The 13,665-nt window shown below is 42.3% G+C and carries 11 protein-coding genes and 4 pseudogenes; 6 read left to right on the forward strand and 9 right to left on the reverse strand.

The window, feature by feature from the left end; genetic code table 11:
- Positions 1 to 28 precede the first annotated feature (28 nt).
- A complete protein-coding gene (locus JY391_RS19205) occupies positions 29 to 745 on the reverse strand; it encodes a helix-turn-helix transcriptional regulator (RefSeq protein WP_021571976.1) in 717 nt (238 codons plus the stop codon).
- Between the two features lie 243 nt (positions 746 to 988).
- Complete coding sequence (locus JY391_RS19210) at positions 989 to 1,864, reverse strand: GTPase family protein (RefSeq protein WP_211934849.1); 876 nt, start codon at positions 1,862 to 1,864, stop codon at positions 989 to 991.
- A 230-nt stretch (positions 1,865 to 2,094) separates the two neighbouring features.
- On the opposite strand from JY391_RS19210, the pseudogene JY391_RS19215 reads away from it, so the two are divergent.
- Positions 2,095 to 2,351, forward strand: a pseudogene (locus JY391_RS19215) (IS66 family transposase); the annotation flags it as partial.
- 25 nt (positions 2,352 to 2,376) lie between these two features.
- On the opposite strand, the gene JY391_RS19220 reads toward JY391_RS19215, so the two are convergent.
- Complete coding sequence (locus JY391_RS19220) at positions 2,377 to 2,979, reverse strand: AraC family transcriptional regulator (RefSeq protein WP_211934850.1); 603 nt, start codon at positions 2,977 to 2,979, stop codon at positions 2,377 to 2,379.
- A 237-nt stretch (positions 2,980 to 3,216) separates the two neighbouring features.
- Positions 3,217 to 3,537: a DUF6506 family protein gene (locus JY391_RS19225; protein WP_211934851.1), complete on the reverse strand. Its 321-nt coding sequence runs from the start codon at positions 3,535 to 3,537 to the stop codon at positions 3,217 to 3,219.
- 322 nt (positions 3,538 to 3,859) lie between these two features.
- On the opposite strand from JY391_RS19225, the pseudogene JY391_RS19230 reads away from it, so the two are divergent.
- Positions 3,860 to 4,594, forward strand: a pseudogene (locus tag JY391_RS19230) (IS30 family transposase); the annotation flags it as partial.
- A gap of 73 nt (positions 4,595 to 4,667) precedes the next feature.
- A pseudogene (locus JY391_RS19235) lies at positions 4,668 to 4,862 on the forward strand (hypothetical protein); the annotation flags it as partial.
- Between the two features lie 122 nt (positions 4,863 to 4,984).
- Here JY391_RS19235 and JY391_RS19240 read toward each other — a convergent pair.
- Together JY391_RS19240 and JY391_RS19245 are read right to left on the reverse strand one after the other, a co-directional pair.
- Positions 4,985 to 5,476 (reverse strand): YqeJ family protein, encoded by a 492-nt coding sequence (locus tag JY391_RS19240; protein WP_211934852.1) that lies wholly within the window; start codon positions 5,474 to 5,476, stop codon positions 4,985 to 4,987.
- Positions 5,473 to 6,285, reverse strand: a complete 813-nt coding sequence (locus tag JY391_RS19245) for a winged helix-turn-helix domain-containing protein (RefSeq protein ID WP_211934853.1) — start codon at positions 6,283 to 6,285, stop codon at positions 5,473 to 5,475. The genes JY391_RS19240 and JY391_RS19245 overlap by 4 nt, the downstream gene beginning before the upstream one ends.
- A gap of 535 nt (positions 6,286 to 6,820) precedes the next feature.
- On the opposite strand from JY391_RS19245, the gene JY391_RS19250 reads away from it, so the two are divergent.
- From JY391_RS19250 to JY391_RS19260, 3 genes are all read left to right on the forward strand, one after another.
- Positions 6,821 to 7,420, forward strand: a complete 600-nt coding sequence (locus JY391_RS19250) for a hypothetical protein (protein ID WP_211934854.1) — start codon at positions 6,821 to 6,823, stop codon at positions 7,418 to 7,420.
- Positions 7,421 to 8,553: 1,133 nt separating this feature from the next.
- A complete protein-coding gene (locus JY391_RS19255; protein WP_211934855.1) occupies positions 8,554 to 9,138 on the forward strand; it encodes a LuxR C-terminal-related transcriptional regulator in 585 nt (194 codons plus the stop codon).
- 217 nt (positions 9,139 to 9,355) lie between these two features.
- A complete protein-coding gene (locus JY391_RS19260; protein ID WP_211934856.1) occupies positions 9,356 to 9,565 on the forward strand; it encodes a hypothetical protein in 210 nt (69 codons plus the stop codon).
- A 122-nt stretch (positions 9,566 to 9,687) separates the two neighbouring features.
- On the opposite strand, the pseudogene JY391_RS19265 reads toward JY391_RS19260, so the two are convergent.
- The 3 genes and pseudogenes from JY391_RS19265 to JY391_RS19275 all read right to left on the reverse strand — a co-directional run.
- A pseudogene (locus JY391_RS19265) lies at positions 9,688 to 9,996 on the reverse strand (transposase); the annotation flags it as partial.
- 299 nt (positions 9,997 to 10,295) lie between these two features.
- Positions 10,296 to 11,443 (reverse strand): IS3 family transposase gene (locus JY391_RS19270; RefSeq protein ID WP_211934857.1). Its coding sequence is split into 2 segments (ribosomal slippage): positions 10,296 to 11,206 and positions 11,206 to 11,443, totalling 1,149 coding nucleotides; the frame shifts between segments, so codons are not numbered across the junction.
- A 563-nt stretch (positions 11,444 to 12,006) separates the two neighbouring features.
- Positions 12,007 to 13,659: a hypothetical protein gene (locus tag JY391_RS19275; RefSeq protein ID WP_211934858.1), complete on the reverse strand. Its 1,653-nt coding sequence runs from the start codon at positions 13,657 to 13,659 to the stop codon at positions 12,007 to 12,009.
- Positions 13,660 to 13,665: the final 6 nt, after the last annotated feature.

Genomic DNA, 13,665 nt, shown 5'->3' on the forward strand with positions numbered 1-13,665 from the left:
ACCTTACATTTAATTATGGAGACCATCTCTAATCAGTTTGTCCGGATTGCCCCCGACTTTCTGAGGGAGAAAATGAATTCAGCGACTGCTGAATAAAACGGAAATGAGGTAAGGCAGAGATAAAATGCTTATCCTCCGACAGCTGATGGAGAAGCTCACTGCGAATAAATGTTTCCCGGGATGGCCTTACCAGATGAATCTCATCCAGCCGGAAGACACGTAATTGCCTGTTATGTTCAGCGACCAGATACCAGTAACCGTCCAGAGCGATTAGCCGGTAAGGTGCAACGGCCTCATGACGCTCTCCTTCAGTCAGAATGGTGATGCGCTGACATCCCGAAATAGCTCTGACCAGCCTGTAGAAGGAGAGCTTTCCTGCCGGGGGATGAGGTCTGTCCTGATGCCATACCAGACAGGGTCGATCATCACAGTCCAGCAGGCTGCTGACCAGTCGCCGGTCAAAGCCCGGGAAAACCCCGGCCAGCCCCGTGCGGTGAGCAAAGGTCAGAATATCTATTTCCTGCCGCGTACTGTGAATATCCGAGCGCAGACTGCACTGCCCCTGGTAATAATCCAGGTCGAGATACATCAGACGTTCCCGAAAGTCACGACGTAACGTGCGCTCTGACACCCCGAATTCAGTTGCCAGTTTGCGAATAAACAGAGTTTCACCGGACACCAGGCGGCTGATAATCAACGACAACCTGACGGCAAGCCGGTCATGTCGCCGCTCCTGAAGCGTCATGAAAGATTTCTCCTGAGAAGTTAACTCTCTGAATTAATGCTGATTACTTTAAAGGAAGGGATGGACAGGGTATGGACAACATCGGAACTATTTTTTATGAGCAGCACGGGCTTGTGGGCGCTCGTCTGACAGATAATGATGCTTCGCCTGATTTAATTGATGATAAAACGCAATGGAAAGGACATGTCCACAATCAACAAATCATTAACAACCAGTTCATCATTCGCAGAGAAAATTGCGATATCAGAAGAATATCCAGTCCCAGACGGACCTTGCGACCGACACCATCGCATCACGCACGGTATGAATCACCGTTTTCAGTGGTGCTGGCAGGAACGACGATGACTCAGCCGTATCGAAAACCCGGCCCACAGCGTCACCGAAACTGTCACGAGCCTGCGACTTTACCGGCTCTGTGCAGAGTCTCCCTTGCAGTTGTGTCACCACCGGGCTGGTGGCGCGGTCAGGCAGACAGCGCATCATGGCTGCCACCATCTCCTCAATGCCCCATCCAGTGCGGGCTGACACCACACAGATCAGATGATGCGGTTTAAACATCGCCATAATCGCAGCCTGCTTCGCTTTAAGATTACCCAGTTGGTGCGGTGAAGGTTTGCTGGTGAGGGTATCCCATTCATAACAGGGTTCGATTTTGTCGGCCTGGTTAATCACAAACAGTACCTTTTGCCTGTAAGATTGCATCACACCGTGCCAGAACTGCTCGTCCACGGTCAGTGCCCGATCATCGGCCTTAATGACCCACAACACCAGGTCCAGCTCCGGCAGGATTCGACGGTACAGGGCACGGTATTCGTGATCCCGCCGCCCGTTTTCACCACCCCCCGGTAAATCGACAATCACCAGACTGTGACGACCGCTGCGCAATCGGAAGCGCAGTACGTCGCGAGTACAGGCGTTCACGTCACTCACCGGGGACACCTCCCCCCGGAAAAGTTCGTTGCAGAGAGAGGATTTACCAGCACCACTTTTGCCCATGATGCCAATCACCGGCTCGTAGTGAGTCAGGTTCTCGATACGTTCAAGAATAAGCTGGCGAAGCGTGCGCGGAAGCGACGCTAGCGGTTGTTCAAAGGCCTGAAGGCCGTCAGGTTTATTCATACAGTAGTCTCAGCGTGAAAAATTAAAAACCCCGCGATCCAGTCAGGAAAGCGGGGGATTCACAGAGATGATATCTGTCTGAAATTATTTGGAATTTTAGATTAACACGTAAAGGACTTTGTGTTGTCTAGAGCTGAAAGATGTCCGCTTCGTGCCAGCGGACATCAAATCTGGGCTTCAACAGCGGCCGTCATAGCCAGTAATTCGCTAACCAGTTTATCCACGGCCAGCTTCCTGTATCCCTGCATGACTGGTTGGTGGAGAAAAGCGCCACGCTGTCAAACAAATCCCGGCTGGGCGAGGCGTTCGCTTATGCTTTTAACCAGTGGGATACCCTGTGCGACTACTGCGATGACGGTCTTGCAAACCCTGCTGGTTGAACGTTATCGATCTGGAAGCTTACCTTCACCATATCCTGAGTGTGCTGCCGGAGCGGCCTTCCAATAAAGTGGCTGAGTTACTGCCATGGAACATGGCGTTCACTTAACTCTTACACCGTACATTCATATATTTCAGATCAAACCAACTACCTTGCTTATTTTTGGGTTGTAGTGGTTAAGAGCCATTTGTTCAGGAGTAAGTAAATGACCAGGTGAACGCTGAGTAAAAAATTGGCAATTCTTAATGAAATGAGACTGATCGCAGTAACCTTCATCCAGCAAAGTATTAAGCAATGGTTCTCCCGTCAGCAATTTACGCAATGTTCTCTGAAAGCGAGCCGTACGCTGGTAATAACGCGCATCAACGCCGATATAGCTACGAAATGGCCTCTGAAGCGTGCGGCGGCTTATGCCTGACAGTTGTAGAAAATCAGCGTACGAAAGACCATGATAGAGTTTTTCTATTGGCCGCATGAGAGATAGTTCCCGGCCAGGTCTTCGGGCGAGTTGTTGTCGCATCCAACGACCCAAAGCACCAACGCCCTGCTCATACACAAGTTCAATGGATGGCCGGGATATCCCTAACTCATCAAGCTGTAATACCTGATCACAAATATGCTCCAGTGGAATGCCAAACAATTCAAAGCAGGATGCAGAACGTAGCCGTATACTTAATAAATGAATACGGTCACTTGCTGAAAAACTCAGGTGGGTGTGGCGTGGACAAAGTAACACAGCCCCCCAGAGTTAAATGAAAATCGCCTAGAAAAGCCAAGGCGAGAGTCGCTGGTTATAGAGATATTATCACCCAGATTGAAAAGTACTTCGGCTCCTGTGCCAGGGAAAATATCTGGTATTACATGGCTCTTGTGGAATTGCCACTCCCAGCAATGAGCCAGCCAAGGCTCCAAATCAGGTGATGGTTGATATCTGCGACATTGCATGTGCGATGATCTTATTCCACAGGTGCAGTTAAGAGGGTAACGAGGAAAAGGTATCACCGCTGATGTTACCAAGACACGGATGCTGATCGAAGCGTACGACGCCAATAAGCATACGCCCTGCGGCGGCTTTCACCATGCAGGCAACCCCAAGATGACCAAAGCCTGCACACAACTCTACGGCCTGGATACCCTCCCGGTGTAATTCATCAAGTATCTCACATCCTTGGTGGTAATCGGATACTGCTATCATTTTCACATGAACATTATCTGTCTTTACCCATGAGGCATGCTTTGCAGGATCTGCGGCTGGTGCCACGAAAATAAATGCAGCTTTAAAAATGTCAGACATAAATATATTCCTAGATAAGTGAGTTTCTACTCTACCGCAGAACGCAGATGTAAAATTGTACCGCAGCGACACAGGAACCTATGCAGTCTGATGAAACACAGGGCAGGAGCTGTAAATAAGGTGCTCACTTGACGTTTACCAAGCTGCGATGCAAACAGGACAAACTATATGCTGTACTTATTTCCGTACCCAGCCCAATGGTTACGCTTAAGTTATGAGAAATTCTTCGCACACATTCAGGGACGCCGATGTGAAGGTCTGGTTTTCGCTGTGAGTTCAATGGGTCGATGCAACGCTATCCTTAATCATGGGGGACGTTGCCATGAAACGAAGAACTCGGATTAACTACACGCCAGAGCAGAAGGCAATTATCTGGGACAGATATAAGCAAGGTGATTCTCTACATGATATCGCCAGAATGTTCTGGCAGATATCATTCTTCCATTATGCCCAATATCCACCAGACAGGCGGCTACCGTCCTCCCGTGCGAAAACGGCACCGATTAGCGCTTTCGCTTGATGAAAGAGAGGAGATATCCAGAGGGCTGGTAGCAAAACTCAGTATCAGGGACATCGCAGCCAAATTATCAAGAGCGCCCTCAACGATTAGCCGCGAGGTCAGGAGGCACGGTGGTGCAAAACAATATCGTGCAGCAAAAGCCGATGCTACTGCGTGGGAAAATGCGCTGAGACCAAAACCTTGCAAGCAAATTGAAAGCCCCGCATTGTGTAAAATCATTGCAGAGAAGACGCATCAGGACTGGTCGCCGGAACAGATCGCCGGTTGGCTGAAACGCTGTTATCCGGATAATCAGGACATGCATGTGTCACACGAAACGATTTATAAAACGCTTTTTATATAAATCCGGGGAGCATTAAAAAAGAGCTGCAGCAATGCCTCAGAAGCGGAAGAGCAGTGCGTAGATCCAGAACGTCATCGCTTAAAGGTAAAGGGATTAGGGTCAATCCCGCACACGATACCTATCAGCGAAAGACCACCAGAGGCCGCTGACAGAGAGCCATTCCAGGTCACTGGGAAGGTGACTTGATTCAGGGCTGAGCCTGTACATAGATTTGTGTAATTGCCTGATTTTGATATGTTCAATCCAACATCAAAAACAGGTTAATTTATGGACGAAAAACAGTTGCAGGCCCTGGCTAACGAACTGGCCAAAAATCTCAAAACCCCTGACGATCTCAACCAGTTCGATCGCCTGCAGAAAAAAATTAGCGTCGAGGCGGCGCTCAACGCCGAAATGATCCATCACCTCAGCTACGATAAAAATCAGCCCAAACCAGCGACCAACGCCCGCAACGGCTACACCCAAAGCGAATAGATCTTCGGTATAACGGGTCTTTTCATGGCGATGTGCCTCTCAGTGAGATGGAAGGAAGACCGAAAACTTTAGTCTAGCCTGGCACAGTTTGTAGGGAGGATTTCATATGGTTAAATTAGCTCACAAAAGAATCGGGGTTTATTACCATGAGTAAACAAAATTCCCTTATCAGATATAGGAAACAGAGAATAGGAAATTTCTTCATACGGAGTTGTAAACAATACGGGAAATACTATACTAGCCATCTCTGATGAGATTGTTTCAGTTTTCAAACGCCTAATTTTTGTGGGCGTAAATATGTAATTCCATTCAGATTTTATATAGTTAAACTTGACTATACGATCGACTATAGAGTTAAATTTTTCATCAGTAAATTCAGTACCTTCAATCTTGATAAAGCCGACATTCTCTTTATTCAGCAGAATAAACGTCATTTCGATGTCAACAGTCGTTTTCTCGTACTTGATTACCAATTTAGAGGAACACGTCTTGAGTTGATCATCAAAGATGAAAATTCCATTACGATTGATTAAATGAATAGCTATGCCGACAATCCCGATAGTTGACATAAAAATTACCGAATGCAATATCCACTTTTTCATTTTTTTTGCAACCCCTTAATATATACAGATATACATTTTAATTCATCTCTTGTTGTAATTGGTTCATTGCACTTGATTAATGTATGTGTCGGCATATTTTTATGCGCAGAGACATAAATCCATGGATAAATGTCACAAGTAAGGTTCACAGTTGAACTCCTTATTGCGTCCGACCAGGATAATGCGTCAAAATTTCCCATGAAATGACATCCATCTTTTTCGCCGATTAATCTAAATTCCGCAATGAAATTACATGGTTCAGGTCCCTCACTGTATAACACCAGTAAAAAAGAAACAGCAGTAAACATAAAAATTGAAAAATAGACATATAATTGCAGTTTATAACAACAAGCACGCCAGAAGGAAATATTAAATGCACCATGACGAGGAAAATTAAAAGATATTTTTCTTGAATGTTGTCCTTCAAAATCGTGTGGCAACTCCTCAGTAATCTCTCCAGGAGTGGAAATTTTTTTAAGGCTGGTTTCAAGGTCAATTTTAAAACCTGCTTTAGGAACGGTTTTTATAATAACGGTATCACTTCCGGTAACTGTTTTTATCCCTTTTCGTAGTATTGATATATTTTGATATAATGTATTAGGCGGGATATCCTTCCCCCCTTCATCCCATCCATTTTGGAATAACATGGATTGCGGAACAACATTTGGCATGTGATTAAGTAATACATGAAAACAACGTGAAGCTGGCTTTGGTAGGTAAAAAATAACATTTTTGTAATTGCATGAAATTAATACATTATCTTCAGGCCAGAACTCGAAGGCATCATTAATCAATAAACCCTGTTTCATGTTCTTTCCTGTATATTTGCTCTTACAGAATGAGTGAGCAATGTTTTACGAGAACTAATAAGGCCAAAAAACAAAAGATTGTGTTAAATAAGGATGAAAATTTGTTTCTTAATGTTAAATTTATGAATATACATACAACACTCTAAACCTAACCATGTAAGTATTGCTACGTAACTATATACATAAGAACAGCATTAATATCATTCATGCTACAAACGTATTAAACGATTGATAAATATTAAAAATGATGCGTGTTAAATTTTTCAAAACTGACATTCCATAACTGAAACTAAACCACAGATAATTTTTAATTCAAAATCTTATAATTACACTATGATAGTTTTAATTGAAAATCAACTGCAAAATTTTACTCATAGCAACCATAGCCCTGTGTAATTGAGATTAAACCCTCGTTGAAAGGTGATTTTCTGAATAACAACTCTTCTTAACTATATGTTATAAAGATAAAAAATAATAATTTGTTGAATAATCTTAATACTTACACAACTTCACTATCAAGAAAAGGATTACACATATGGAAATCAGTGGGAAAAAGGTAAACCGATTATTCAATGAGAAAGTTCTCTCAATTGTTAATAATTATGATAAAAAAAGTTATTATATTTGGCCGGGAGGAAACAATCTACTTTATAAAGGGCTGGCCAGTATCATTGAATTGCAGTCTGGCCATTTTAATAATCAGACACTCGCTGATATCGTATTTATTGACATTTCGATGCAAAACTTTCACGCAATTATTATGGAGGAATGGATCCAGGTTTTTAATGACTGTAAACTGATACTTATATGTGATAATAAACTGAGCCCCCTTGCACATTACTGCTTATTAAGAATGAGAACTCTCGGGATCATTGGAGGTATCATTTATCCTCATGATAGAATTGATGAAATCATACGAAAGATTACGATAATTACCAGTGGTAAGCCTTTTTTTAATGACAATATCTTACCTAAAATTTCTTTGAAGGAATATAATATTCTACAGTTATTCTATCTTGGAGCCAATGCAAAAAAAATAGCAACTTTCTGCAACTCAACTTTAAAAAATGTTTATGCACATAAATCATCGATCGAAAGAAAAATATGTATACCCATCAACAGAATTCCACGCTAAGCATAGCTGATGATATTGCATTTGCATTATTCATCCTAACCTAGTGGATGCATAACAAGGCGTAAAAGCATAGCGTTTCTGAAAATCCGTCGTTTCGACAACATATACTGATACTACGGTGGATAAAGCACGTCTCTAAGAAGCACTTACGGAAGTATGCAACTTGGGTTTTCTGGCCAACTGGATGGTAGAGGGAAAGCGATTACTTCTGGTATTAGCTGAACGACAGAGAACACTTGTAATTCTATCCTTTACTCTAAGTATTTCGATTTTATAAATTTCACTCATTTTATGCTTTTGATATTTAGGATTATATCGGGTTATTAGCTTATAGTCTCATATTCCATCGGAGCTTGACTTCTGTCATGATCATCATCAGCTTGCTTTCATGATGACTTACAGTTTCTTATTAATACATATGCTAGATACGGACTCATAAGTAGATATATTTAAACTGAGTTAACATTTAATAAAGGATTATGTAAATGACGACAATTAAAAGACCAATTCACAATTCTGTAGTGACTTTTTCACCATTATCACTCATTATGGACAATTCAATTGTTAATATAATCGTTTTTTGGCCAGTTAATATATTGTCGGTAACAACGTGTAAACGAAGCTTTGACCAATGTTATCACTTCTCTTTCGTATACCCAGACCGTTTCAACTACACAATCCTGGCGGCAAAAATAGGAGCTCGGAGTTAAGCATCTCTGGGTTTGTTGAAAGCGGTAGCAGCGGTGATGTTCATTCGCACATAATTAAGAGAATGAAAATCAGGCAATGCTAAAAAGAAACCTGCTTTCCTCTGTATATTTATATTAACCACCTGCTAACATATGACTATTTTTCTTTATGCATGTGTCTTTACTATAAATATAATTTACTCTCCTTGTGAGTGATGTATTAATGGCAAAACAATCAATGGTTTTAAGCATTTGATATTTATAATAAAAAAATCTCATTTCATCAAGTTAAATGAAATGAGATCTTATTAAAACGTTCAGGATATACATAAGCAAAAAATGGTTTTATATTTACCAACAGAAAGAATGCTTCTCAATGATCATAACGTTTGCAGAACTGTCTTTCATATTATTCATTATTCCATTTTTAAAAAAGAAGGGCTTATGACAGAAGTTTGTGGCAAACAAGCAATAAAACTAATTGATGAAAATATGCCCCGGGAGTTACCATTTTATATATGGCCGGCCGATAATAGGTTGCTTGCAAAAGGATTAAGCGGTATTCTTGCATCCTTACGACCATGGAGTAAAGTGGGGGACAGAGATATTATATTTGTTGATATCTCTGTACAAACTTTCCACGCAATCATAATCGAGGAATGGTTTATGTCATTCAGGAATTGTAGATTGATACTGGTTTGTGATAAAAAAATGACACCATTTGCCCATTACTGGTATCTGAAAATGCTTACACTAGGTATTTCCGGAACTATTATTTACCCAATGGACACTATGGATGAAATTGTCAAAAAGATATCTTCTGTTATTAATGGCTTTCCTATAATCACCAATGCAAAGATACCTTTTGTTTCTCTAAGGGAGTTTAATATTATGAAATTAATATTCTCAGGAGCAGACATTGAAAAAATCGCATCGTTTTGTAACGTAACTGTCAAAACGGTTTATGCATACAAGTCTAAAATTGAGAGAAAAATAATGATTCCGATCAACAGAATTCCACGGATGTAATTTCTGTTTCATTGTTCCTTTAAAACTGTTTTTTATGAATAATTCAGAGAGTTCAATACTCATCCTGAGATTATGATAAATTTATAGTTAGTATTATTATGTGCGAACGTTGCCATTATCCTTTATGGCAACATCATTATTTAATGATAACGATCACGGAACATCATAAGAAATGATAACCCCGTAAAAAATAAGCATATTAAACAAGGGTGACAGAATGAACGAAGCAGAATCAAACAGATATGAATTATTTTACGTTACAGCTATGGAAGTACTTGAACATTTAATCTCTGATACTATAAACAATAAAAATACGAAAACAAATCCATATGATGAATATTACCATGCGGGTTATCTGAACGCACTACAAAAGGTAAAATTGTCTTTTGAGAGACAAGCTGATCTTTTCAATATTCCGATAAAGTAGTTTCATTAAATATCCAATCCTGCAAAATGTCTCCTGCAATCCACTTAACGTACATATCAGCGTCAGCTCTGATCGGCTGGCGCATCATCAGTATGATTGTATTCACAGTTTCAGGCTACCAGGCGGTATTCATTAATAAAGCGGTACGTCACTCGGGCTCCCTTGTAAAGTACCGCGCGGCATTTTTCAGGATATCCCGCTCTTCTTAGGTGCGTTTTAGCTGCACCCGTAGTTTCAGGATCTCGCTTTTGACTTCCAATAAATGCCGGGCATGCTGTTCGTTTTTATCAGGCTTGTAGCTCATAGCCACTTGTAGAAGCTTTGTGCAGAAACGCCCAGATGTTCGGATACTTCGGCAACGAAGTAACCGCGTTCCGTTATCTGATGGACGAATTTTCCTTAAATTCAGTTCCGAATCGTGGTGTGCCCATACGCTCCCCCCTGTATCTTGAAAGTGGAATACTACGTTCTGGCTTAGATTTGGCAAAGCCCGTGAGTCCGATTTCTCTTGGGCTTATTCATACCCGCAACATAGCGACTGACGTAAATGCTGAGCAGTTCATCTGAAGCCCGAACAGTAGTCTGAACTTCAAATCGTATTTTGCACGGAGGGGTATAGATGAGCGTGTCAAATCAACATTGTGCAGGCATTGATGTTTCGAAAAGTACTCTGGTAATTACAAACAGCAGTGTTGCCCAGCCATTCACTGTGTGAATCGCCACGGATAACCTAGACACTTCTGAGTCGTTGATAATATAGGTTTTCATATTCAACTGGTGGCATCTGCTCGCTCGAACCATGCCGACGCTTACTGTTATAAAACATTTCGATGTAATCAAAAATATCGCTTCTGGCTTCGTCTCTAGTTCCGTAGATCTTTTTCTTAATCCGTTCGCGCTTCAGTAGCTGGAAAAAGCTTTCCGCAACCGCATTGTCGTGGCAGTTTCCGCGACGGCTCATGCTGCCTTCCAGACCGTGTGATTTCAGGAACGACTGCCACTCATGGCTCGTGTACTGACTGCTCTGATCAGAGTGAACCAGTACCTGCTTTTGAGGATTACGCCTCCACACCGCCATAAGTAATGCGTTCAGGACAATCTCTTTTGTCATTCGGGGTTGCATTGACCAGCCGATAACTTTTCGGGAGAACAGGTCAACCACCACGGCCAGATACAACCAGCCTTCGTGGGTTCGGATGTAGGTTATGTCCGTAACCCAACGTTCATCCGGTGCTTCCGGGTTGAACTGCCGCTGGAGCTTGTTGGGCGTCACAATACTGGCTTCACCTTTACGCGCCCGTGGACTTCGGTATCCGACCTGAGCCTTTATCCCCACACGTTGCATCAACCGCCAGACTTTGTTTACACCGCATTGTTGCCCGGAATCCCGCAGATCGAGATAGATCTTGCGATAGCCATAAACACAGCCCGACTCCAGCCAGAACTGCTTAATATGTCCCGTCAGCTTCAGGTCAGCATGATACCGTCGTGAATGTGGCTGCTTAAGCCAGGCGTAAAACCCACTCGGATGCACATCCAGCACCTGGCAGAGCAGGCGGACAGGCCAGCAACGATTGTTGTCACGGATAAAGGCGTACCTCAGTCGGACAGCTTTGCGAAGTACGCCGCGGCTTTTTTTAATATATCCCGTTCGTCAGTAACCCGCTTTAACTCCTTCTGGAGTCGGCGGATCTCGGCCTGAGCATCTGACTGTTCATTATTAGTGGAAGAATCCGGATCGTACTTCTTTATCCAGGCGTAAAGGCTGTGGGTGGTGATATCGAGACGAGTTGCAACGCTGGAAACAGAATGACCACGATCAACAACCTGTTTGACTGCTTCAATTTTAAACTCTTCAGGATAACGCTTACCGCTCATGGGCACCTCTCTTTAAGTCATCTTAAATGACTCCGGGGTGTCTGTTAAACCCGTGGCGATTCATTTTAATTAAACTTCACAGAGCGTCATAAGAACCGTGGCTCACCTGTGAGTGAGGATATATTACACAGATGTGTCGGTATGAAAGGTTCAAATAGATATGAATTATTTTACATTACAGCCATGGAAGCACTGGAAAATTTAATTACTGATACTATCAATAAGAAAGAGACGCTGAAGACGCCTCATGATGAAAGTTATCAGAAAGTTTATCTGACTGCGCTAAAGAATGTGAAATTGTCATTTCAGCGACAAGCTAATCTTTTCAAGATTCGTATAGAGTAGTTTATTGATATATCGAATTCGCGCCAGCTCTGACAGGCTGGCGCATCATCAGAATGATAGTGTAGATTGTTTCAGCTACCAGACCGTACTGAAATCCTTGTGGGGCTGTTAGCTACCACAGAAATCTGTTTACATCCTGTCAGTTCCCTCCGTATGAATCGCCACGGGTTCAACATTCTCCTCAGAATAATTTTAGGACTGTCCCATGACAGTGGATGTTAATAATTAACCGGGTCGTGGGAATGATGAAACCAGTTTACATAGTTGATAAGACCACTCAGAAAATGTTCCTGATCGTCAATTCGAATTCTGAAGCGATCATGACGGGCATAGAACGAATTAACTATTCTGTCAGGATGCTTCATAAAAATGGCTAACTCTGGCCAGAATACCCCCGTTTTAATTTCATGCAATGCTCTTTCATGCGCAACCTCCACCAGGCGCTTGACATCATCTTCCGGTAATGGGATTACTGCCTGAAATTTTGAATTCTGCAGGCGATGTACCATCTTAATGGCGGCCATCAGTAACTCCAGCATAGTCGGATAGGCTGTATCCCTTTTCCTGATGAAATTAAGATTTCCGAAAGCATTTTTCAGACCGAACTCGTAATACTCTTTTTCTTCCAGATGGAGCAGTATTTCGTTAGTCGCATAACTCAGCCAGTGATCATGATATTTTTCATATCCCTTGGCAATCAGTCTGTCAAAGAGCATTTTCGCAAGCAATAACTGACTGTTGTCATTCGTCAGTAAATAACTTCTCAGTATGCCAAAAACAGCCTCGCCATCATAATAAACAATCTCAAAAGCACGTTTTACTTCCAGATTTTCATCAAGAATGTGAACCGTATTGCCCGCTGCATCAATAAACTTCTCTTTAATTCCGGCAATAAGATCGTAGATTGTATCAAGAAAATGGTGACTTCCGGATACTTCCTGATATTTTGAGATGGTCAGAAGTGCCATCGCCTGAGCACCCAGTTTTACTGACACGCCACTCCGGTTACGCTCCGCGATATACAGCGCACGTCCTGCGCGGAGTCCCATGTTCTGCAGTCCCCATTCAATAGCAGCCTTTGCCCTATCAGTAATGGTGTCGTCTTTCAGGAACTGACCTGACTCCAGCAACGCATAAATACTGGAAAAATGACGTACTGAATTATACCCGGGGATAACTTTGTTATAGCAGGGCCAGTATCCGTAAGTAAACTTACCGTCCGCCCCCATTTCCTTCAAAAGAAAACGGGTGCCACCGGTTATAACGTCAGTCATTACATTACACAGTTCATTCTCTCGTACCAGGCGCAATCCTTGATCCGTATTGCCCGTACTTAATGTCAACCATTCGCCATTCTCCAAAAAAAAACCCTGGGTTTCAAACAAGGTTATATCATGTCTTTCTGGATTCAGTGATATCATCTTACTGTATTTCCCGGAGATATAACGCTCAAGATTTTTACGGTCAATATGCAGGCCTGGCGAATTAAGTCCCACCACATGTTCAGCCACAGGTTTAAGAATCGCATTTCCCTGCAACTCTTCAGAAAGAAGAGAAACCATGAAATTATCATCAAAAGCGATCCCTGATCGAAAATAATTATTCCTTTTCGTTTCTGAAATTATTTTTTGCGCGTCGGGAAACGACATCTTCTGCTTATTCATCACAACATCCACACGCAAATGTTTTACTGTCTCTTTTTCGCAAAACTCCCTGACGATATCATCAAGTGCATCAGGCGACGTTTTGTGACAGGCGATGACCCTTGCCCGTGATAATCCATCCGTTCCGGATATAAATACAGTCAGGGACTCATTTTCTGTTTCTGTCAGGCGGATTTGTTTCTGAAGATTTTTGATATTATATTCCATAAAGCG

The organism is Citrobacter sedlakii, assembly GCF_018128425.1.
GTDB lineage: Bacteria > Pseudomonadota > Gammaproteobacteria > Enterobacterales > Enterobacteriaceae > Citrobacter_A > Citrobacter_A sedlakii.